General features: G+C 38.2%; 28 protein-coding genes and 1 pseudogene. 15 read left to right on the top strand and 14 right to left on the bottom strand.

All coding sequences use genetic code 11. The features are described 5' to 3' along the window. The first annotated feature begins 138 nt into the window (after positions 1 to 138). Positions 139 to 756 (top strand): transcriptional repressor LexA, encoded by a 618-nt coding sequence (gene lexA / locus V6D42_RS05465; RefSeq protein WP_010334405.1) that lies wholly within the window; start codon positions 139 to 141, stop codon positions 754 to 756. A gap of 393 nt (positions 757 to 1,149) precedes the next feature. Here lexA and V6D42_RS05470 read toward each other — a convergent pair whose 3' ends face one another. Both V6D42_RS05470 and fosM read right to left on the bottom strand, forming a co-directional pair. After that, a complete protein-coding gene (locus V6D42_RS05470) occupies positions 1,150 to 1,578 on the bottom strand; it encodes a hypothetical protein (RefSeq protein ID WP_333512610.1) in 429 nt (142 codons plus the stop codon). 81 nt (positions 1,579 to 1,659) lie between these two features. Next, on the bottom strand, positions 1,660 to 2,082 hold the full coding sequence (gene fosM / locus V6D42_RS05475) for a FosM family fosfomycin resistance protein (RefSeq protein WP_333512611.1): 423 nt from the start codon (positions 2,080 to 2,082) through the stop codon (positions 1,660 to 1,662). 290 nt (positions 2,083 to 2,372) lie between these two features. Between fosM and V6D42_RS05480 the strand changes: the two genes are divergently transcribed. The 3 genes from V6D42_RS05480 to V6D42_RS05490 are packed head-to-tail and all read left to right on the top strand — an operon-like array spanning position 2,373 to position 3,342. Further along, positions 2,373 to 2,585 (top strand): DUF892 family protein, encoded by a 213-nt coding sequence (locus V6D42_RS05480; RefSeq protein WP_410033825.1) that lies wholly within the window; start codon positions 2,373 to 2,375, stop codon positions 2,583 to 2,585. Further along, a complete protein-coding gene (locus V6D42_RS05485) occupies positions 2,582 to 2,881 on the top strand; it encodes a spore coat protein (RefSeq protein WP_010334401.1) in 300 nt (99 codons plus the stop codon). Before V6D42_RS05480 ends, V6D42_RS05485 begins: the two co-directional genes overlap by 4 nt. 8 nt (positions 2,882 to 2,889) lie before the next feature. Next, positions 2,890 to 3,342 carry a YndM family protein gene (locus V6D42_RS05490; protein WP_333512612.1) on the top strand — a complete coding sequence of 151 codons (453 nt, stop codon included), beginning with the start codon at positions 2,890 to 2,892 and terminating at the stop codon, positions 3,340 to 3,342. Between the two features lie 22 nt (positions 3,343 to 3,364). Here the strand turns inward: V6D42_RS05490 and V6D42_RS05495 are convergent, their stop codons facing one another. The 6 genes from V6D42_RS05495 to V6D42_RS05520 all read right to left on the bottom strand — a co-directional run bounded on the left by V6D42_RS05495 (position 3,365) and on the right by V6D42_RS05520 (position 8,073). Continuing rightward, on the bottom strand, positions 3,365 to 4,123 hold the full coding sequence (locus V6D42_RS05495; RefSeq protein WP_333512613.1) for a poly-gamma-glutamate hydrolase family protein: 759 nt from the start codon (positions 4,121 to 4,123) through the stop codon (positions 3,365 to 3,367). A gap of 227 nt (positions 4,124 to 4,350) precedes the next feature. Continuing rightward, positions 4,351 to 4,662, bottom strand: coding sequence for a hypothetical protein (locus V6D42_RS05500; RefSeq protein ID WP_026014714.1), 312 nt, complete (start codon positions 4,660 to 4,662; stop codon positions 4,351 to 4,353). A 109-nt stretch (positions 4,663 to 4,771) separates the two neighbouring features. Then, positions 4,772 to 6,400: a YndJ family protein gene (locus V6D42_RS05505; protein ID WP_333512614.1), complete on the bottom strand. Its 1,629-nt coding sequence runs from the start codon at positions 6,398 to 6,400 to the stop codon at positions 4,772 to 4,774. Further along, positions 6,394 to 7,014, bottom strand: coding sequence for a DUF4166 domain-containing protein (locus tag V6D42_RS05510; protein WP_333513122.1), 621 nt, complete (start codon positions 7,012 to 7,014; stop codon positions 6,394 to 6,396). The genes V6D42_RS05505 and V6D42_RS05510 overlap by 7 nt, the downstream gene beginning before the upstream one ends. Then, positions 7,011 to 7,820: a hypothetical protein gene (locus tag V6D42_RS05515; RefSeq protein ID WP_010334395.1), complete on the bottom strand. Its 810-nt coding sequence runs from the start codon at positions 7,818 to 7,820 to the stop codon at positions 7,011 to 7,013. The genes V6D42_RS05510 and V6D42_RS05515 overlap by 4 nt, the downstream gene beginning before the upstream one ends. Before the next feature lie 64 nt (positions 7,821 to 7,884). Further along, a complete protein-coding gene (locus tag V6D42_RS05520) occupies positions 7,885 to 8,073 on the bottom strand; it encodes a hypothetical protein (RefSeq protein WP_333512615.1) in 189 nt (62 codons plus the stop codon). Positions 8,074 to 8,556: 483 nt separating this feature from the next. Here V6D42_RS05520 and V6D42_RS05525 point away from each other — a divergent pair. Next, positions 8,557 to 8,990, top strand: a pseudogene (locus V6D42_RS05525) (SRPBCC family protein). 64 nt (positions 8,991 to 9,054) lie between these two features. On the opposite strand, the gene V6D42_RS05530 reads toward V6D42_RS05525, so the two are convergent. After that, positions 9,055 to 9,456 carry a hypothetical protein gene (locus tag V6D42_RS05530; RefSeq protein WP_333512616.1) on the bottom strand — a complete coding sequence of 134 codons (402 nt, stop codon included), beginning with the start codon at positions 9,454 to 9,456 and terminating at the stop codon, positions 9,055 to 9,057. A 258-nt stretch (positions 9,457 to 9,714) separates the two neighbouring features. On the opposite strand from V6D42_RS05530, the gene V6D42_RS05535 reads away from it, so the two are divergent. From V6D42_RS05535 to V6D42_RS05545, 3 genes are all read left to right on the top strand, one after another. After that, positions 9,715 to 9,903: a twin-arginine translocase TatA/TatE family subunit gene (locus V6D42_RS05535; RefSeq protein WP_044155756.1), complete on the top strand. Its 189-nt coding sequence runs from the start codon at positions 9,715 to 9,717 to the stop codon at positions 9,901 to 9,903. Between the two features lie 193 nt (positions 9,904 to 10,096). Then, positions 10,097 to 10,300, top strand: a complete 204-nt coding sequence (cotC, locus tag V6D42_RS05540; protein ID WP_333512617.1) for a spore coat protein CotC — start codon at positions 10,097 to 10,099, stop codon at positions 10,298 to 10,300. Positions 10,301 to 10,609: 309 nt separating this feature from the next. After that, complete coding sequence (locus V6D42_RS05545) at positions 10,610 to 11,332, top strand: YrpD family protein (protein ID WP_333512618.1); 723 nt, start codon at positions 10,610 to 10,612, stop codon at positions 11,330 to 11,332. Positions 11,333 to 11,508: 176 nt separating this feature from the next. On the opposite strand, the gene V6D42_RS05550 is transcribed toward V6D42_RS05545, so the two are convergent. Next, positions 11,509 to 11,718: a hypothetical protein gene (locus V6D42_RS05550; protein WP_168747930.1), complete on the bottom strand. Its 210-nt coding sequence runs from the start codon at positions 11,716 to 11,718 to the stop codon at positions 11,509 to 11,511. Between the two features lie 45 nt (positions 11,719 to 11,763). Between V6D42_RS05550 and V6D42_RS05555 the strand changes: the two genes are divergently transcribed. The 4 genes from V6D42_RS05555 to V6D42_RS05570 all read left to right on the top strand — a co-directional run bounded on the left by V6D42_RS05555 (position 11,764) and on the right by V6D42_RS05570 (position 14,357). After that, positions 11,764 to 12,438, top strand: coding sequence for an SOS response-associated peptidase (locus V6D42_RS05555; protein ID WP_333512619.1), 675 nt, complete (start codon positions 11,764 to 11,766; stop codon positions 12,436 to 12,438). 314 nt (positions 12,439 to 12,752) lie between these two features. Further along, the gene (locus tag V6D42_RS05560) at positions 12,753 to 13,235 is read left to right on the top strand and encodes a DUF2975 domain-containing protein (RefSeq protein WP_333512620.1); all 483 of its coding nucleotides are present in this window, start codon (positions 12,753 to 12,755) and stop codon (positions 13,233 to 13,235) included. A 10-nt stretch (positions 13,236 to 13,245) separates the two neighbouring features. Next, positions 13,246 to 13,467 carry a helix-turn-helix domain-containing protein gene (locus tag V6D42_RS05565; RefSeq protein WP_229147484.1) on the top strand — a complete coding sequence of 74 codons (222 nt, stop codon included), beginning with the start codon at positions 13,246 to 13,248 and terminating at the stop codon, positions 13,465 to 13,467. 98 nt (positions 13,468 to 13,565) lie between these two features. Next, positions 13,566 to 14,357 (top strand): DUF817 domain-containing protein, encoded by a 792-nt coding sequence (locus V6D42_RS05570; protein WP_333512621.1) that lies wholly within the window; start codon positions 13,566 to 13,568, stop codon positions 14,355 to 14,357. A gap of 303 nt (positions 14,358 to 14,660) precedes the next feature. On the opposite strand, the gene V6D42_RS05575 is transcribed toward V6D42_RS05570, so the two are convergent. Continuing rightward, positions 14,661 to 15,572, bottom strand: a complete 912-nt coding sequence (locus V6D42_RS05575) for a VanW family protein (protein WP_333512622.1) — start codon at positions 15,570 to 15,572, stop codon at positions 14,661 to 14,663. A gap of 580 nt (positions 15,573 to 16,152) precedes the next feature. Between V6D42_RS05575 and alr the strand changes: the two genes are divergently transcribed. Next, the gene (gene alr / locus V6D42_RS05580; RefSeq protein WP_333512623.1) at positions 16,153 to 17,334 is read left to right on the top strand and encodes an alanine racemase; all 1,182 of its coding nucleotides are present in this window, start codon (positions 16,153 to 16,155) and stop codon (positions 17,332 to 17,334) included. Between the two features lie 128 nt (positions 17,335 to 17,462). Here alr and V6D42_RS05585 read toward each other — a convergent pair whose 3' ends face one another. Next, positions 17,463 to 17,846, bottom strand: coding sequence for a UPF0715 family protein (locus tag V6D42_RS05585; RefSeq protein ID WP_333512624.1), 384 nt, complete (start codon positions 17,844 to 17,846; stop codon positions 17,463 to 17,465). A 252-nt stretch (positions 17,847 to 18,098) separates the two neighbouring features. Beyond that, complete coding sequence (locus V6D42_RS05590; RefSeq protein WP_333512625.1) at positions 18,099 to 18,269, bottom strand: hypothetical protein; 171 nt, start codon at positions 18,267 to 18,269, stop codon at positions 18,099 to 18,101. Between the two features lie 872 nt (positions 18,270 to 19,141). Here V6D42_RS05590 and V6D42_RS05600 point away from each other — a divergent pair. Together V6D42_RS05600 and bglS are read left to right on the top strand one after the other, a co-directional pair. Further along, positions 19,142 to 19,405 carry a hypothetical protein gene (locus tag V6D42_RS05600; RefSeq protein WP_333512626.1) on the top strand — a complete coding sequence of 88 codons (264 nt, stop codon included), beginning with the start codon at positions 19,142 to 19,144 and terminating at the stop codon, positions 19,403 to 19,405. A gap of 258 nt (positions 19,406 to 19,663) precedes the next feature. After that, on the top strand, positions 19,664 to 20,395 hold the full coding sequence (gene bglS, locus V6D42_RS05605; RefSeq protein WP_333512627.1) for a beta-glucanase: 732 nt from the start codon (positions 19,664 to 19,666) through the stop codon (positions 20,393 to 20,395). Between the two features lie 242 nt (positions 20,396 to 20,637). On the opposite strand, the gene V6D42_RS05610 is transcribed toward bglS, so the two are convergent. Next, positions 20,638 to 21,393, bottom strand: a complete 756-nt coding sequence (locus V6D42_RS05610) for a YqcI/YcgG family protein (protein WP_333512628.1) — start codon at positions 21,391 to 21,393, stop codon at positions 20,638 to 20,640. Positions 21,394 to 21,548 lie beyond the last annotated feature (155 nt).

Genomic DNA, 21,548 nt, shown 5'->3' on the forward strand with positions numbered 1-21,548 from the left:
GAATGTTTGTTCGCATTTTTATAATTTCAGTATATACGAACAAACGTTTCTGTCAATTGTTTTTTTCGAACCTATGTTTGTACTGTCAGGAAAATCATGCTATAATCTACTTAAAATCGACGTTTAGAGGTGCAAAAAATGACGAAGCTATCAAAAAGGCAACTTGATATCCTCCGTTTTATTAAAGCAGAGGTTAAATCAAAAGGATATCCGCCTTCCGTTAGAGAGATCGGAGAGGCTGTCGGCCTTGCGTCCAGTTCAACTGTCCACGGCCATTTGGCCCGTTTGGAAACAAAAGGGCTGATTAGACGCGATCCGACAAAACCAAGAGCGATAGAAATTCTGGATGAAGAAGTAGAGATTCCAAAGAGCCAAGTCGTTAATGTACCGGTGATCGGAAAAGTAACGGCCGGATCACCTATTACAGCGGTTGAAAACATTGAAGAATACTTCCCGCTTCCTGACCGTATGGTTCCTCCGGATGAGCATGTGTTTATGCTGGAGATCATGGGGGACAGTATGATTGACGCAGGTATTCTTGATAAGGACTATGTTATTGTAAAACAGCAAAACACGGCGAATAACGGTGAAATCGTAGTAGCGATGACAGAAGATGATGAAGCTACGGTAAAACGTTTCTATAAAGAGGATACACACATTCGCCTACAGCCTGAAAATCCAACCATGGCTCCGATCATACTGCAGAATGTCAGCATATTAGGAAAAGTAATTGGTGTGTTCAGAACTGTCCATTAAACTATCAAACTATCAGTTACAAAGAATAAACCCCCTCTCCCTTACGGAGTGGGGGTTTTGTTTTTTAAAAAAGCAGGTTCGCCCTGGCTTAGGTGCGAACCTGAATAGGAGGAAAAAGAACATCATGTTTACACCATAATTATCCATCATTTAATTGTTGAAGTCAAGAAATTTTCTTTCCTTAACGAAACTTTTTTCAAGAAAAATACTGTTTAAAAATGTAGACGTTCCTATCTTATAAATGTTTCGATTTTGGACGTGAAAAGATTAGTTATACTCTGATCTTTTATCATGAGCGAGATTAAAAAGAAATATACTGAATATTTAGTACATAGTTTATTTAGTTAATTTATTCCGCAAAAAAAGCTCACTGCTTTTCAATAAATGTGAGCATCAATCAAAAGTAAAATATTCTATACCATAGCGCCCTTTTACATGAACACTTCCACAGTTTGGGGAATGTTCTTCAGCTACTACTCGATACCGATGATACGGTTCAATGGAAACCTTATCTTGAGCGCTAAAATCAAACCAATTACCGGTGAATTGTTTGGCGCTTAACGTAGTATAATTACCTGTAAGTGCCATTCGCTGAAGCTTAATGTCAACCGAACAAGTATTCACTCCTCGTATCGTAAACTGGTACCCTAAAAAATAGTCAATTGCCGGTATATCACCAATGTTTTCTACATAAAGCGCTTTTGTTTCATCATTTAGAATGAAATCAGTTTTATATTCATAATGTAAAGTTGCTGCATGAATCGTCCCGGTTCCAAAAACACATAGCAAAACAGCTGTCATCAGCAAGATTTTATTTCTCAAATGCAATCCCCCTCCTTTACCATATATTACCCCTGAAAGATAAATATGTATATCCTCTGTTACTCTGTTTCCCGTACTTTTTCAATCATAAAAATCCATATGGGTTTTAGCTTGCTTATAATATTGAAGTCTGTCTTGAAGAGTTCCTGTATGGAATTCAAATTTATGGCCGTCAGGATCGGTGAAATAAATTGATTTTCGATCACGTTCATCTCGTTCTCTTCCACGCAAAATAGTAACTTGAAGATTTTTTAATTTTGCGGACATTTCTTCAAACTTACTTTCCTCAATTGTAAAAGCGATATGGGTATAAGAAGCCTTCATGTCATTTCTGGGAATGTCACGCTCTTCGTTGAGAGCCAGCCATATGCCGTTTAAATCAAAATATGCAGTGCTCCTTCCTTTGACCAACAATTTAGCATCAAAGACATTTTGATAAAACTCGATGGATGTCAGTAAATCAGAAACAGAAAATAACAAGTGGTTGATCCCTTTGATCTCCACTGTGTCTCCTCCTCAGTATTTATAGAAGCTGTTTAAAAACTTAAATATGGGACTTTCAATAAGGCAATACAGACATTGTGATAAAGACGTTTTTTTAGTAAAAGCGTATAATTCTTCTAATATTTACTCAGCCCGTTTCAAAAGATTGAAAGCTGGATTTTTATTTTCAGACGCTCATCCCCACCCTTATGTACGGGCGCTCCAGTCAGAAAGTTTCAATTCAACAGCAAAAAATACCAGTGTAAACAAAAGCAATTTGCTCAAAATAAACCATATTACTTAAGAAGGGAATGACCGTGATGAATGACTACGGCCTTCATGAAACGTTAGAATTGCACGAATTGCTTACGTTTAAAAATCTTTGTTTGACAAAATCTTCAACCATGACGGGACTTGTACAAGATGAAGAATTAAAGAGTATTCTTGAACAGGATGCTCAAAAAACAAAACAGCAGGTTGCACGTTTGCAGGAATTGCTGTCAGTGAGAGGTGAACAAGCGTGAATGAGTTCTTTCAAAAATTAGCCGGAATGGGCAGCATGACCGAACAAGTGATCGCAACGGATTTTTTAATATCGGCAAAGACAGGCGTAAGGAATATTGCAGCTGCCATCACAGAATCTTCTTCCCCAGAAGTCAGAGAAACGTTGCAGCAATATTTACATGACGCGATTAATACCCATGAACAAATTTATCTTTATATGGCTGCAAAGGGTTTTTATCATTCTAAAGATTTAACTCAGCAAATAAGTGTCGATCTTGAGGCTGCAGATACCGCTAAAGATTTGCCTCAAATATAGGTGATCAAATGAAACATATTATCGCTCTTGCTTCTAAAACAGCTTTAACTCTTGCCCTCTTGTATGTGATTTTGGATAGAGTTTACCATGCTTCCTTCTTAAGTGTGCTGTTTATTGCATTTTTCTTAAGCTTTGTAACCTACCTTTCCGGTGACATCCTGATCTTGCCGAGAACCAGCAATGTGACAGCTTCACTGGCTGACCTCGGACTTTCACTCGTTATTCTTTGGGTCTTTCTTGAAACGCAAACGAGAAACGGTTTCTCGCCGTTTGCAGCTGCTCTTATTGCTTCTGTCTGCCTGACTGTTTTTGAATATTCTTTTCACCGGTATTTGCTGAAAAATGTGTTGGATGAAACATTCAGAAACGAACTGACTGCTAAAGATAACACTTTGCAATATCAAACCGAGGCATCAGATGAATTGTTCCCTGAAGCCCCTGATCAGAAGGATGAAAAATAAGGAGGCGCAAAGCCTCCTTATTTTAATAACTGTTTTGCATAAAATGGGTCAACACTTCCGTAAAATCATAAAACCTCTCATTTTGAGTCGTGGATCTGCTTTTTAAAGAAAAGATGCCAAACAAAGATTCTCTAAAACCCGTACTCATCTCTAACTGGATGCTCAAACCGGTTTTTGATTTATTCGCTATATTGTTTGGACTTACGCCTGCATGCGGATGATCCGTACCAAGCAATTCAGCTGGAAAACCGGCTTTCTGCAGTTCTGAAACCAATTCTGCCGCTCTTGATCGGTCTGTTCCGCCGATTTGTATCTGTTGGTCCTCTCCTGCATACCCATGCAATGAAATGACATACTCATGACTTGCTACAAGTTTCAGTGCCTGAGGTTCATCAAAATGTGTGCTTGTTATATGCAGCACTGAATTTCCAGACGTCTTCAAACCTTCAAACAAATACATGGAATACTGTTGGCTGAGCTCTCTCGCTAATTCACTTGTGCCGCCTTCAATACCTCCCCCGTGAATAGCTAAAACAAGCACAGGGCTGCCGGTTCCTTTTGTGACAATGCTGTAATCAGAAGGATATTCGTGATTCTTTAATTCCTCGAAATTCTGATAGATATCCTCTGCACATACCGAAGAAACCGGAACAAACAACAAAAAAATTAACAATATTTTTACATTTTTTAAAGTTGATGGAAAACGTTTGACTATGTTACAATCAACATGCTTCAAGGAATGGAGCAAACGGCGGAGCAGGGATACTTTGGCCGGTTTCATCTACTCCGCCTCAAAACCAAAAACACAGGATGCTGGATTCTTTGAGGCTTTAGCACGAATTATCTCGTCCTCCTTGTTAAATTTTTGTTAAATTCACAATATTATATACCATTAGCCCGGGCGCTGTTCTTCACATTTATGAATTTATACTCTTTAACAAAAAAGTAAGATCGCACCGGCTTTCCATTAAATAAAAAAATGCACCCGCCTGCTGGCTTGTGCACCTTTTACTTTCTGTTATTCCCGCGTTTCCTTACTTTGTTCAGCTTATTAATGTCTTTTTCAATTTTTCTTATACTCCGCTTTTGCGGAATGGCTTTTATTTCACTGTAAACAGCAATAAACCCGCTTAAAGTAACTGCTGCAATATAAACGAAACGGTGTTTGATAAAACGGACAACAAGATCATGGTCACCTGCTTCTTTTTCAAGCCTTTCGATCACATCTTTATCAAACAGCTGATCGACATAAACTTGCTTCATCCCCACTGCAAATCCCGCAGCCAGCCATACAATCAGAAATAAACTGATATACAACATAAAAACCCTTCCTTCCCCGTCTGTATGAGGTGCAGAATTAAAATGCGCCGGTCCATTGTTTGCCGGACGAGCAACTGTCAGATGAACTCTTGTCTTTGTTTTATATTCTTCATTTGGACGGGCAATATGTAATTTCATAATTAACAGTCAGAAATTGAATCCCAAACAGCCACATTTCGTGAACAGCTGTTAATCTGCTTGCACATGGAGCTTTTATAAGAAAGGTTTCAGATAATGGCAGCGGGCATGTCCCGATTCTTGTTCTAAGATAAATCCCTTCATCCCCAGCACCGCTTTTTCTCCGCCTGCTGGTCAAAATCAGGTTCTCTTTGTGATGATAAGGCTTTAAAATGCCTGTCATGTTACTGAAAGGGAGCGGCAGAGAAATATTCATGTACCCCTCTCCTTTTGAGCGATATACAGAATACAGCGCGGTGAAAATGGTTTCGTTTTTTTCATTTGTTCTGATCCAGGCACGCACCTTTTTTCTTCCGTCTTTTTTTGAATGGACACCTTTTATTGTACTGTGCATTCTATACCAGTTAGGATTCGTTGACAGGTGTAATTGTCCGGTTCTTTTGCTGATGTATTCATAAATTTTCGCAAAGGGCTGAAACCAAGTGCTCCACGTCACTTTTGCTTTTACCTCATAATCTTTCGTCTGTTCATAAAAAGAAACAATCAACGGTTTCAAATGCTCCGGTGAAAAATCGTTTGAACGAAGGCTTCTCATATCATCCACAAGTCCGCTATATTGAATGTTATTTTCAGCGTGAATGTTATGCAAAAAGTTCTTTCCGATTGTTCTCTTTCCGTATATACGGCTGAAAACCTTGACACTCGCATCCGAGGGCTGAGGATTTTCTTTTCTCCATCCTACTAGAGCCGGCAAAATGACACCGAATGCGTTCACGACACCGTGTATCCAAATCATTTGGCTGATGGTCAGCGTGACTTCTTGCCGAAATACACCGAACGAGTAAACCAAAGAGAAACAGATCGTTATCATTAAAACGAGAGAAGACATTCGGATAAGCACTTTGCCTGTCTTACTGCGAAAAGCTGTCTTAAATATTAAGTATGAGTTGAGATAAAGTGCCGCCATATAGATACCAACCGCCAAGATATCTAGTGTTTTTGAGTATGTTATTCCGAGTGCGATGAGGAGCGGCGACAGTAAAATAATCCATGTCCCCCAACCGTACATAACCCGTTTTTCTCTATGGACTCTGCCAAGTAAACCATTAAAGATCGGGATAAGAAAAGCAGAATAGTGAAAATGAACAGCTGTGAGCAAAATAATGAGAGGACCGAAGTGCAGGATTTGCAAATGTGCAGCATAGGCAAAAAACCAAAATCCCCCTCCTCCCAAATAAACGAGTCCACATAAGATAGATGTTTCTTCTATTCTATGTATTTTTGTTTTCGAAAGCCGTAACATACCATACAGAGCCAACAAAGCAGTGTATACCCACCAGATCAGTGCAAAATACCCGACGTCTGTCACAAGGGCTAATACCGCGAAAACAGCTGCTGCAGGATAGATGTGCATCAATAATTTTTCCAAAGATTGAATAGACCTGTGAACCGATTGATGAAAAACAAAAGGAAAAATTCCTGGCACAAAAAAGAGAATGGAAAACAAGACAAGCGCCTCCGCAACTGATATGTCGGGAGCTTCAGATGCAAGAAACCAGATGAAACAAAGCGCACGAATGATGCCGTGTCGTTTTAACATACTTCTCCCTCTGTTTCCTGAAACGTCCCTTTATAATAAAAAAGAGTGCCAAGAATTGCATTTTCCACATGAACTTGAATAGTGAAGCAGTTGTTGCTTTCATCAAACGTTTCGCAAACAGTGGAATTACCGCTCAGCCATTTTGGCAAAGGAATCCTTTTCCCGCATATTAATAGCCATTGCTTTCCTGATGTAATGTGGAGAGACCCGTCAGAGAGTGCTTCAAAAGTTAAAACGGACAGCAAAATATGAGGTTGGCCGAAAAAATCAAGTATTCGTTTTTCACTTTCGTCGTATACCATAACTGCATCAAAGAAACGCTTTTTATCTTTAAAGACAAAAGTCCGGTTCCATTCAACCCCCGTATGTTCCTGCTCTGTAAGACATGTTCTGTTTTTAATTGTAAAAGGGATGTCCTTTCCTCTCTCTGAAAAGAAACATCTAAAAAACACCCCGCACTTCAGCAGCATTCTGACCAAAAAAGAACCTCCGCTTATTTCTGACATCGTTCCTCTTCCGCTGAATGTATGTGACCGGTCTAATTGATAACGTTTCTGCAGCTTGGGATGCAATAGATGATAATTTATAATTGCTTTTTTATACATTGAAATCACCATTTCACTTCTTTCTTTTTTCGTTCCGTATGCCGAGCGCTTGGAAGCCGGAGACTGATCAAGCCGCTTGCCGCAGTAACCACACTTAATAGTAAAGAACATATTCCGGCATCCAGAAAAGCGTAGACAGCAAAGATACAGGCCTGCACAGCATGAAGTATCCATTTTCTCTTTAATGGACTCAGCCATAAAATGCCCAAAACTATTATCGCTGCTCTTGCCATGTTGTTCGTTTCACGATCTGCAAATCCGTGGTAAAACCAAAACAGACTAAAAAACAAGCACGTCAGCATATAGACAAACGCATAACGGATCAATTGTTTCGGATGTTTATTTTGTTCAATCCAAAGTCTCAATGAATCAAAACTCCATGCTGTTGCCCAGCCCATCAGCGGCCGAAATAATAAACGGTCAATCCATCTTCCCAGAAAGCCATATGCCGTTTCATATTGATACTGTGTCATAAAGGTAAGCTTCCCGTTATCATGCTGTATGTATTTCCAATACCCGCTGCCTTTTTTAATCAGGGATAACGGATGGTTGGAGGAAAAGGCCAGGGAGGATACTCTTTGAGAGGAATGCAATTTCGTTCCCGCGGTTTCCCCAGCACCTGACACCTTTAATCCAAAGCCAATTCTTGTCTCGTAAAGAAACCTCTGCGGTTCATTTACGCCTCTATGTAAATACGTAATGTCAGAAAACCGCAGATCCCATTCCTTATGTAGCGATGGGTTTTGCGTATATTCCCAAAGCTTGTCCAGGTCAGATGTCATCTCGATTTCTACATAAATCGGCTTCTGTTTCACAGCCCCTCTCCCCTTCTTTTCAAGAAGTTCCTATATTCATATATAGGATAAATATATGTTATCATTAAAATCTGAGTTCAAAGCCTTCTACATCATCTGAAACCTCTACAGGTATCCCCATAATGGTTTTAGGTTTGGAAACGCAAACAAAACGCATCTCTTCTTTTAGCTGCTGAAATGCGTTTTCATTAACTGCAATTCTCGCCGGTTTTCCCGGACTATTATCAATGGCCGCTTTAATTTTACCGAGCATGCAGAACCCTCCTAATACAATCTCATCAAGTTAGAAAAAGCAGAGATATCAGCAAAATTACATTAACAACAGCCAAAATGCCTGAAATATATGCTATGCTCTTCCTTTTTCTCCAGAAAAACAGCACATTGGCAAATAACACAACGCTGATCAGTGCATCAAATACCCGCCATGCTAATTGATTTTTTAAAAATTTTTGTTCAAAAAAGCCCATTGCAGCCACACAAATAATGAAGAATGAAAAGATGATAATATATACTTTCCACTCTCTTGCTGTATTTTCGTATTTTCGCATGAGACTTCCACTGCCTTTCATCAATCAATATAACAATAAAAGGATACTCAATTCAATTTTAATCGTGGAATTTAAATATTGAAACACTTGCCGACAAAAGGTTCAGCATCATTTATACACACTATGGATATGATTTCGTTAGATGATATAAAATTTGCGAGAAAGTCTAAATTGAATAATGAGGAGAAATATATGGATATCAAGAGAATACATTATGGGATATTACGAAACATATAACATTAGAGGGGCCTATTCAAAACATTTAGGAGACAGTCTCAACTTCATTCGGCATAGCCAAGTGGATTATGCCGAATGATTTTCAGCTGCAGGAAGGATATAAATTTCGCTTACACACCATTTGGACCATCTCCTTGCAAAGTTTGGACGGTTCATGCCCCCGGCGAGCTTTCTTTTAGAATGGGATACCGCTGGGTGAATTGCTACATTTCTATTAACAGACATAGGGAACAAAACAGAATTTACTCTCATCCACAGCGGATGGAAAAAGCCGAACGAAATGATTGGTAAAGCTCGGGATAAGATGGATGACTGCTGGACAGGCATGGTGAATCCTTCGCATGGCGGTTCAAGAGTGAGATATTTCATTCCTCATACAGTATAAAAAGAGAGAGTCCCTCTCTCTTTTACTCTGACAAACTTATATTCCCTGTACTTTATCTCTCAAATCAATCGTAAAACGTCACTGTTTTTGATTTACCAGAGTAATCAGTAACTAAGAATTCTGCCTTGTTATTGCTTCCATCTACAAATTTCCCTATACTGCTAAAGGTATGACATTCTCCGGGTGAAAAATAATTAGAGCCCACATATTCATCGGGGTTGTCACCAGGATCATCCTCATATAGGTGCAGCGATACGGAGAAAGGTGTACTTCCAGAAAGACAAACTCTAAAATCGCCTCCGCTCGAGTATACCGTCGGACTTGAATAAGTATAGGTGTAAGTTCCAAGCTTATCCCACTCTCCGGCTCCAGTAGTTCCCGCTTTTTCTGCATGTGCCGATAATGGAAAAGCCACAGCGAACATAAAAACAGACAGGTATCCTATTAGCTTGTTGAATTTCTTCATTACGCTCTCTCCCTTATGATAATCTTAGCAAGTTACAGTTATATATGTATCACCCCCTTTAAATAAAACCGCAGGTATGTGTATGGCATTGGAAGCTTCATACGTTTTATCATCAGCATTTTTTCCTGAAGAAACCACATCATTCTTCTTTCGCCTTTGTTTTACAAAACATTCAAAGCAGACGTATTCTCATTTGAACCGCCATCTTTTATAATTTGTTAATAAGGCTGTACTTCAAACAGGAGGAGGAAAAATATCATGGAATTAAGCGTCACAAAAATGTTAGTTATTTTATTTGTAGGCTTTTTAGTGTTTGGTCCTGATAAGCTGCCTGCGCTTGGCCGATCTGCCGGAAAAGCCTTATCAGAATTTAAAAAAGCGACCAGCGGATTGACTCAAGACATAAGAAGTAGTGGTTCAGAAAACAAAGAAGACAAGCAAATGTAAGATAAAATGATTTGGCGGCCGATGAACATCGGCTTTTTATATTGATTTGTTTCTGCGCGATCCCTCAGTTTTCCTCTGATTACCCTCAATTTTTTTTGGACAGCCCTTTTTTGAGTTTGTGATTTAAACTGTCCAATCCGTAAAATCTAACTTCCATATAATAAAGCGTATGATCATAAAAGGAGGGGTATTTATGGGTTATTACAAAAAATATAAAGAAGAGTATTATACGGTTAAAAAAACGTATTACAAGAAGTATTACGACTATGACAAAAAATATTCTGATCACCATGACAAAAAAGATTACTACTGTGATTATGACAAAAAACATTATGATCACGACAAAAAAGACTATGACTACGTTGTAGAGTATAAAAAGCGTAAGAAACACTGCTAATACTCCATTTAATCTCCTCAATTTTGCTTCCCCGGTCAATGGCCGGGGGTTTTTTTGCAGAAAAAACTAAGCTTCAATGTCTATATGAATCATAGGTCTAATGTTATTTGCTCCTTAATGCCGATTTTTAATAAAAATTGAATATTTAGTACATAGTTTAATTAGTTTTATTATAGATCTATGGTGTCAATTTATAAACATAACCCATTCATAAACATGAGATTTTAACGTTTTTGTCGATTTATCTTAATAAAAGAAGTTCCAAAATAAGGTATAATAATTGCGAAACCACTTTTAAAAGGGGGAATTTTGTTGAAAAAAGTATTGATTGCAGGTGCAGTAGGAACAGCTATTCTTTTCGGAACCATTTCTTCAGGTGTTCCAGGTCTTCCAGGAGCAGACACTCAAGTAGCAAAAGCGGCTTCCCAGCTGCCTAAGGGAATCGGCGGACGCGCCTACCTGAACAGCACAGGCGCTGTTTTCACGGCTAAAATTAAGCTTCCCGACACTGTGAACATCCAAGACTCTGTCTCTACCCCTTATATTTATTCAGGCTTTAGCGCAACAAACGGAACTGAGGCAGATATTGGTCTTCAGTACAGCAAACAATACAACGTATGGAAACCGCTCATGAAAGTCGGTTCTAAAAATGATGAAACGTATATCGAAGGAAAAGAGAAATTCACTTACAATAAAGGGTTTCGTCCCGGAAGCACAGTGCAAATGACGATCTACAAAAACTTGAACGGGAATACTCGCATGACCCTCTGGGGAACGAACAATGATGGCTATACCGGACGTATTATCATGGAAATCCAAGGAACGAACATTGGCACTCTATCGAAATGGAAAACACTTGCCACCGCTGCGGTTTCAACTGAAAGCCAGCGCTCTGCCATTAAAGCAACTTTTTCAACAACTTTTAACAATATTACAATCGACAATAAAGCAGTGACACCTGTCGTAGATACACAGGATTTTGCAAAAGTCCTCCCTTCTGGAAATAACGTTACGATTTCTGTTAATAAATAAAGAAGCATCAAAAGGCCGCTGGCAATGCCGGCGGCCTTTTTCTCGTTGTAAAACCTGAACACTTCATTTGTCCTCAGAAGCCTGATAAATAGAAATCCTTATACACTCACACTGATTAAAATAATTAATCTCATTCCATACCATGTCGCTATTTTCCACATTTCCTTCTGTATTACTTAAAGATCTACCTTTTTTTGTTTAGCTGAAAGGTTTTCGAAATAGTTACATTCTTTACATGCCATCCACTGTAGATCTGTTCTTATTTTGCATTTCAGATATTTGCTATTCCGCTCTCCTCCAAATAGCTTTTTCTTTCCACTTCCACCTAAACCACACACCAAATCTTTAACATTTTGCTGCTTCACAATCCCCTTTTTGATTTTCATATACCAATCCAGTACAATATTCCAAAAACCAAAAGGATGATGAACATGTGTGGCAGATTCACCTTATTCTCAGCATTTGAAGACATCATTGAGCAATTCAACATAGATCACTTCTTGCCTGAAGACGAATATCACCCAAGCTATAATATCGCGCCATCACAAAACATTCTTACTATTATTAATGATGGCTCAAGCAACCGCCTTGGAAAATTAAGATGGGGTCTTATTCCTCCTTGGGCTAAAAATGAAAAAATCGGTTATAAAATGATTAATGCTCGTGCCGAAACATTGGCCGAGAAGACCAGCTTTCGAAAACCGCTTGTCAGCAAACGCTGCATCATTCCGGCTGACAGCTTTTATGAATGGAAACGCTTTGATCCAAAGACAAAGATTCCTATGCGTATAAAACTTAAATCATCTAACCTATTTGGTTTTGCCGGCTTATACGAAAAATGGAATACACCTGAAGGTCATCCGCTCTACACTTGTACAATCATTACGACAAAACCTAATGAGCTTATGGAGGTCATCCATGATCGAATGCCGGTTATATTGAGTTGCGAACATGAGAAAGAATGGCTGAACCCTAAAAATACAGATCCCGATTATCTCAAAAGCTTACTGCTGCCATATGATGATAATGACATGGAAGCATACCAGGTTTCATCATTCGTTAACTCACCTAAAAACAATTCACCTGAGCTTATTGAACCCCATTAAGCGCCCTGACAGATTGCTTTATATCTCACCTTCGCCTAAGCTTTATAAAACGAACATGTACATGATTAAAAAACAATCCCTTATGTGCCATGCGTTATTTTTACACCAATGGTTCAGTTATCCGCACAATGTTTAAATTAAATCGATTAAAGATATTGAGCATTTCTCTGTAATGAGAAATGCTTTTTTCTTGCCCAAAATGAAAAGAATAGCTCTAAAACAACAAAGAAATCATCTTTTTCAATATTTTTTTATTGTAAAACGATAAATAATATGCTACATTCAAATCGACAATATTAGGTGAGGTGCTTTTTATGAAACGAGGATCAACACTCTTTTTAAGGATAGCTGTTATTCTGATTGGCATTCCAGTTCTTGCTTTGTGCATATTTTTGGTGCCAGAGATAGCGAACTTTGCAGCGGAATTGTATCCAGATATTTCTTATCTAAAATATCTCATTTATATCGATTTGTATGCAGCGGCAATACCTTTTTATTTCGCGCTGTATCAAGCCTTTACACTTTTAAGCTATATTGACCGGAATAAAGCTTTCTCGGAATTATCAGTAAGAGCTTTAAAAAAAATAAAATACAGTGCAATCACAATCAGTCTTTTACTTGTGGCAGGCATGCCGCTCTTCTATCTCATCGCGGAGATGGACGACGCTCCAGGTATCATACTAATCGGATTGGTCCTTATATTTGCCTCAATGGTTATCGCAGTCTTTGCTGCTGTTCTCCAAAGGCTTTTGCAAGAAGCTATAGATATAAAATCAGAAAATGATTTAACAGTCTGAGGTGAAAACAATGGCGATTATCATCAATATTGATGTGATGCTGGCTAAAAGGAAAATGAGCGTAACGGAACTGTCTGAGAAGGTTGGAATTACGATGGCTAATCTTTCTATATTGAAAAATGGAAAGGCAAAGGCGATTCGATTATCAACTTTAGAGGCGATTTGTAAGGCTTTAGAATGTCAGCCAGGAGATATTTTGGAATACCAAAGTGATGAAGACACCCATGATTAATAAAGCAGGAATCATTATGAATGGAAAAGATAATGACTCGGCGGTGATTCTATGCACATAACCCTATGTCTATTTAGCTAACTTTGGAGGCAAAATTCATGAAAGCATTTAAACAGCTCATTTGTTTTGGCTGGGAGCAGGCCCTATCATGTCTGTTTCCTGTCGTTATTTTTGCCTCTTTGGCAATTACACAAATCATGCCGTTTCCCCTCCTGCCACGGTATGACTGGCTGCTCATCATCTGCCTTCTTATGCAATGGTGGATGCTGTATTCCGGACTTGAAACTCGGGATGAACTAAAGGTAATCACAATGTTCCACCTGATTGGACTTGCTCTTGAACTTTTCAAGGTACATATGGGCTCCTGGTCTTATCCGGAGGAGGGATATTCCAAAATTTTTGGAGTACCTTTGTATAGCGGCTTCATGTACGCAAGTGTAGCCAGTTATCTTTGCCAGGCATGGAGGAGGCTTAAGGTTGAACTGATTAAGTGGCCGCCGTTTTGGGCCGTGGTACCTCTTGCCGCTGCGATTTATTTGAATTTTTTCATCCACCATTATTGGATTGACGTCCGCTTTTGGTTATCCGGACTTGTCATGATTGTTTTTTGGCAATCATGGGTCACATACGAGGTGAATGGAACTCGTTATCGTATGCCACTCGCCCTTTCATTTATGCTCATCGGATTTTTTATATGGATAGCCGAAAATATCGCAACGTTTTTTGGGGCTTGGGAATACCCAAACCAAACCGATGCATGGAGTCTTGTTCATCTAGGAAAAGTGAGTTCATGGCTCTTGTTAGTGATTGTCAGCTTTCTTATAGTCGCAACGTTAAAACAAGTGAAGAGGAAAAATTCCACTAGGGTAGATACTAGTCCATTTTTATAATTGTTAAGAATCTTCTTTTATAAAAGTCGGATCCTACATAGTAAGGAATGGGCATACGAAATTCTGAATAAGATAAACTGTAAAAAGCAACGATTTAAATTGTTGCTTTTTTCTTTATAAATAGCTGCCGGAAAAATAGAGGGCTATTTCAGTAAGATTTCGACCAGGAAGTAATGATTTATATCAACAGCAGCTCTCGTTTAGAGAACTCAGTCATTTGGACTTAATCTTATGTCTTTCTAACTCAACCTCCCATAAAGGAAGTCGTCAGGTTGAATAAGGTGAATGAATAGCTTATGTCATTTAACGCTCGGCATTTATTTCTTTTGGAAGCTGTGATGGCGCTTTGGGAACTTTTCGCAGTTTGTTATTGATGACATCAGAGGAATAAAGCGTAACAATCATACTTCCCTCATTTCGTTTGGCCCGAATTAAGACCGGTTGGTTATATTGATTATGAAAGCGAAAGTCAGGGCCTCCCCAGCTTACGGTGGCATCACGTCCGGACGGCACATATGGTACGCTTCTTGTATGAGAATAACGTTGAACGATTTGCAGCCCCGCACGATCGACAGCATTAAATAAAGTTGATGACACCTGACAAATTCCCCCACCTACACCTTCGGACAACTCACCCTTTACAATAATAGGCGCTCGCATGTATCCTTTATCCTGCGTTCTCATCCCAACTACTTGATTAAAAGAAAACGTCTCATTTGGAAAAACAACATGATTGTCAATTGCTTGTGCAGAAAGGGAAATATTGTGTGAACGGCTTTTATTGCTTGAATTAAAATAAGTTACATACTGGCCTAGCTGCTGCGTACTGATGTGAGCAAGCAACTCGCTGTCAACTTTCGGATAAATGTTTAATTCCGGCACTTCTATATTGGATGGACCACGACCAAAGAAATAGGCGTAAAATTTCTCCTTAAACGCCTGTTGATAAAGTCTGTAACCCATTTTCCCAGGGATGATAATTCCTTGATCGTTAAGTTTGGCGTTTATGGGCTCCCGGTAAATTTGTTGATCAAGCCGTTTGATGAACTTACAGTATTTTTTATGATCAATCATTGGGGTCCCGGGAAAAGGCATCGTAAAATCTTCGCGATTAACAGTGGCAATCTTCCGTCCTTGTTGTGTAATTGTTAAACTGTCAGATGGCTCGCTGGGCTGAGCTAATAATAAAAGGCCAATGATCCAAATTTGTATCATAAGTCGGCACCTCCCGACAATTAGTATGAGCAGGAGCTTATCCTTTGATGTATTTCAACTTATCATAGCGTTCTCAAGCGTCTGGTCTTTGTTTGAACACAAAAGTCAATGCAAACAACAATCAGTGCCCTCGCTAAGAAAGCTTGAACAATTGTAATTGCAGTTCTTTTGCTTAAGAGATTTTAGTCAATGTCTGCTTCAGCATCCACCATATCTCTTCACTACCCATTGGTTGACATCAAAACAAATGTCAGAATCATGAGCACTATTTTTATTTAGCTGTACTACCTTATCCTCGGTCACCGTATCGATCCTCATCTCTTTACAAGCCTTATGTATCAGTTGCTCGAAGTAAAGAAAATAAAAATTAAACAATCCGCAAAAAAAAGAATTAAAAACGAGAGTACTGACAGCTTCGGCCGTCGGTTAGCATCTACTCGTTAGATCAAGTGTTTGCTGTTGAATGATTTCAGTTAAGGTTGAATAAAATCAAATTGAAAGCATCCAACCATTGATTTTAAGAATTTATTGAACGGCTAAATGCGCTTTATACTACTCTATAAGAAGGAAGGAAGCGTCGATGACAAAGCTTTGCCGAGAAGTTTGGATCGAAGTAAATCTTGATGCCATAAAAAAAAATGTGCGAGCAATACGCCATCATATACCAAAAAAGAGCAAAATTATGGCTGTCGTGAAAGCGAACGGTTATGGTCATGGGTCAGTAGAAGTGGCGCGACATGCACTGGAACACGGGGCGAGTGAGCTCGCTGTGGCCAGCGTGGAGGAAGGAATCGTTTTACGAAAAGCAGGAATTACAGCACCTATCCTTGTGCTTGGTTTTACATCCCTTAGTTGTGTGAAAAAGTCAGCAGCTTGGAATATAGAATTATCAGCATTTCAGGTTGATTGGATTAAAAAAGCTAACAGAATATTGGAAAACGAAGAGAGTACTAGTCGTTTGGGTATTCATATAAATGTGGATACTGGAATGGGTCGATTAGGTGTACGCACAAAAGAAAAGCTTTTAGCAGTAGTGGAAGCATTAACAGAAAGTAAATTCCTAAGATGGTCAGGTATCTTTACACATTTTTCTACAGCGGATGAAGCTGACACCACACTAACTAAGCTACAGCACGAAAAATTCATCAATTTTCTCAGCTTTTTAAAGAACCACGGCATTGAACTGCCCACCGTGCACATGAGCAACACGGCTGCAGCTATCGCTTTTCCTGAATATAGTGCTGATATGATTCGTTTAGGTATCGGTTTATATGGTTTATATCCTTCAGACTATATCAAACAACTAAACCTCGTTAAGCTCGAACCTGCATTAAGTTTAAAGGCGCGCATCGCTTATGTGAAAACCATGCGGACAGAACCCCGAACCATTAGTTATGGTGCTACATACATCGCAGAACCCGAAGAAGTCATTGCGACACTCCCGGTCGGCTATGCTGACGGTTATTCTCGCGCACTTTCCAATCGCGGGTTTGTTCTTCACCGCGGAAAACGAGTGCCGGTGGTGGGAAGAGTGACAATGGATATGATCATGGTTAGTTTAGGAGAGAGTGAAGGCAAACAAGGAGAGGAAGTTGTGATTTACGGTCACCAAAAGGGAGCTGAGATTCCCATTGATGAAGTTGCTGAAATGCTTAATACGATCAACTATGAAGTGGTGTCTACATTAAGTCGCCGTGTCCCCCGTTTTTATATAAGAGATGGCGAAATTTTTAAGGTATCAACTCCAGTAATGTACGTGTAGATTTTTTGCTTAATAAGAGGGATTCATTTCTACACACTCATCCCCTATCCCTTGCAACTTAAAATAGAGTATCACAATATCAATGGGAATTTTAGGTTTATTTTTCGATTGATATTGTGATACTTACGTTACTTAGCTGTTGTCTTTGCCTTGTTTTGCAGAAAAATTGAGTCCCAGATCCAAAAGATTACAGCAAATGAGATGCTCAATAAGTAAATTTCGTATCCCATTAGAAAGTCTAAGGTGTTTTTTGGGTCAGTTATTACAGCGAAAAATAACCATACTAAGAAGGAAAAGAATATGTATATGAGTAAATAATTGAGGTTAAACCTTTTTGGCTTGCGATTTAAGAAATATTGAACAGGTGCCGCAAACATTAAATAAAAGAGATAGAGTATAACACTTATTAAGAAGTATGGAACGTAGCCATCATGATTAATGCCAAAAACATAAACAACAGCAGCTGATAACGCTGACAAGACATGAACAAATATGATCCTTAAAACTTGCATGTTATTACCCCATTCATAACGTAAGCTTCCTCAACATTGTCTAGACCCTCCAACTTTAAAATACATGTTTTATTCAGTTAATTAGATTTGTCATCATCACATTTTCGATGTCTTTTTCATATTCATAAATAGATTATAGTCTTGAAGTGTCTCATGTTTTTCATTTAAAGTTTTTTCCGTATATATAGAAGCATGTTTTTCATTTAACATTGTCATTAAGTTAGTTCCCTCTCTAAAACTGTTGTTTTACCCTTAAACAATTTGAAATACAAGATATATAGCAACTTCAGCTAAAAGCAAATAAATCATATATCTAGCATAATTAAACACATCATCATCAACATTTTTTTGTCTTTTAAAAGTCCACGCAAATAACCCTAATACAGTTAACGATACGATAATTTCTATTGTTAAAATCAACATACCTACCTCCTGAATAGTTACTTAAATTTAGACAGACTAGAGCTCCTTTAAAAATATATTTACTTTGTTTCTTCAAAGTGATAAATACAATAAATTGAATTGCGACCTTTATCTATAAGGTATGTATCCTTAATTAAGAAATTTATATAGCCATCTATCTTGAGTATCGCTTTATTCATCATGAGCATATCCAGGTGAATATTATAATTGAAAGGCCTTATTAGCAGTAAATGGTGCATGTCATTCAAAGAAAGAATTATCAACTTTAAAGTTTAAGATTTTCATGGTAATCCCTCCGTACTTTTCCTTTATTATACAAAGAGATTATGTTTAATTAAACTGCTGTTTATTCAGATGTCAAACACTTGGGTGTCTTTCTTTTTCTTAAGCTATTGAATAATATTTCGATGAATTATTACAGCAGATATTAATATTAGAGTACCGACAATAACCAACAAAAAAAGACCGCGAACAGCGCTCCTGTACCCGGCACAATTTCTTCATAGGAAATAAACGTTCCTCAGTACACTGTCCCTCGAAAAGTTAATTCCTCTGGAAAAGCTTCATAAAAGAAAGTGATAAACATATTTACCGCAACTAAATGGATAGAGAAATGAAATGGTGTAATTTGCTACAGCCTATTAGATGAGCGATTGTGAATCCTGATCCGGAAAGAATGTTGCAAAAACCAAATACGACCGTTTCCCAACCGAGCAAGATAGTTTCTAATTTACATTTATAACGACTGTCGCCTACTGCACCAATTCCTTTAAAATCAAGATTTTAACCTTTTATGATCCATTATTCACTTCCAAAACATTTTCCAGTTAACATACAATACATGTATATAAATGTAAATGGAGTTGGTGTAATTGAATCTTAAAAAAATTTTATTGAGTTTTGCTTTATCATTTGGCATACTAATATCCGCGGTTCCTGCATTAGCAGCTAGTAATTCGTCTGAAGCTGCAGTAAAAAATGATGAATATGATTATGACACTATATACCGCATGAGTCCCGTACCAATGAACTTCGAACCATCTATTGAATACAACGGATATACTTATACCCTTACACGTCATTACTTTGATTACTCAATCGGGTTTTACATAGCTATATATACAAAAGTTATTTAAACTTAAGGAGCTTTTCAGCTCCTTTTTCACTTGTTTTAAACAAGATATTTCTTCCTAGGCGGTCTTTTATGTAGGAAATTAAATGCGCACTGTTTGTTGCAACAATACTTAGCCATTTTCTTAATCCTCAATGTTCTCGACTGAATGACCCTTATTGTAGAATAAGTGCTGATCTATCATTATTTTGACCGATGTTCCTTTTTAAAAGAATCATGTATGATCGATATAAAACGTTTTCAAAAAAAGGGGGATGCTAAAATGTCTAATCGTATGAAACGAGTGTTGTTGCTTTTTGTCACTGGGTTGTTTATGAGTTTGTCTGCATTCACTTCTACTGCCTCGGCTCAAACAGGTGGATCGTTTTTTGACCCTTTTAACGGCTATAACTCCGGATTTTGGCAAAGTGCAAATGGTTATTCGAATGGAAATATGTTCAACTGCACTTGGCGTGCAAATAACGTATCAATGACGTCATTAGGTGAAATGCGTTTGGCGCTAACAAGTCCATCTTATAACAAGTTTGACTGCGGGGAAAACCGCTCTGTTCAAACATATGGCTATGGGCTTTATGAAGTCAGGATGAAACCAGCTAAAAACCCAGGAATCGTTTCATCGTTCTTCACTTACACAGGTCCAACAGATGGAACTCCTTGGGATGAGATTGATATCGAATTTTTAGGAAAAGACACAACAAAGGTTCAATTTAACTATTATACAAATGGTGTAGGAAACCATGAGAAGCTCGTGGATCTCGGATTTGATGCTGCCAACGCCTATCATACATATGCGTTTGATTGGCAGCCAAACTCTATTAAATGGTATGTCGATGGGCAATTAAAACATACTGCGACAAGCCAAATTCCGACAACACCAGGTAAGATCATGATGAACTTGTGGAATGGTACGGGTGTAGATGAATGGCTCGGTTCCTACAATGGTGTGACACCGCTATACGCTCATTACGACTGGGTGCGCTATACAAAAAAATAATGCCAAATGTGATAAGAGCCTGCTGCCGCAATCTAGCCAGGCTCTTATGATTGTAATGAGAAGTGGATGCCGATCACATACTTCTGTAAGCTTCCGGATTGCCTTCGAACGTATATATTTATAAAAAAAATAGAAAAAACTACTGACTCAGAGCAGTAGTTTTTTCTGTTGCAATCAACATTTTAGAATATGTTTCGCACATCTTGATAAATTGTTCTAACTTTTGAAAATTCATTTCAAAACTAGTTTCTATTTTCTTTGTCAGTTAAGCTTCTTAAGAATGGACATTTAGGTAGTTCTGTATCATTATCCCTTAGGAAATACTGTTTCCATTCGTGATTATCTACATTTCCGTAACTGTTTAAAGCAGGATGAATGGAAATGGTATCATATTTAGTCATTCTTTTTCTTACCTGTTCTTTCATCTTTTTAGCGTATTTTTCGTTCTTATTAAATTCTTGAAGAACCCAACGTGGAGTAATGGCCATCATCATATAAGGAAAATGCCTACTCTTTCTCTCTTCATGCTTAGGGGTGGCACAATACATAAAATACTGTTCCCCATGAAAACAGTATTCCCATTCATGATCTGATGGATTTTTTGGAATATGAATGGGCCAATCTTTCTCATCTAGGTCATGTAATTTGTTAAGTTGCTCCCAGAACAGTAATTCAAAATCCTCTACGCTGCTGTTATTAATAAGATCTTGAGGTGTGTCAAAGAATATAATCAACGTTGTGTACTTCCCGTAATTCCTACAGTTTATCGTGAACTCTTTTAGTAAGTTGGCTAGTTCTAGGGATGTTTGATCTTTTTGAGGTTGGCCTACAAATCCATACCTGAGATGCCCAAGTGAGAAAGATTGAGTAGCTGGAATACATGGAAAAAGATGTTCTTTGTCTTTCATTTTGTTACGAAAAGCATTCAGTGCATCCCTTTGCCAAGGTAAAAGACATTCTTGGCAAACGTCTTCACTACCTCTAATTAAGTTTGTCATACAATAGCCTCCTAACTTCAATAGACTATTGCAAAAGTGTTGCATAGGTGATTGTCCTATTAATAATTGGGCCACTGTTCTTATAACACTCCTATGGTTGTACGGTCTCCCACTTTTAAATTAAAGAAGAACCAGAGTTTAGCTCGATTCATCTC

This window comes from Bacillus sp. 0909A (assembly GCF_036765115.1).
Taxonomy (GTDB): domain Bacteria; phylum Bacillota; class Bacilli; order Bacillales; family Bacillaceae; genus Bacillus; species Bacillus mojavensis.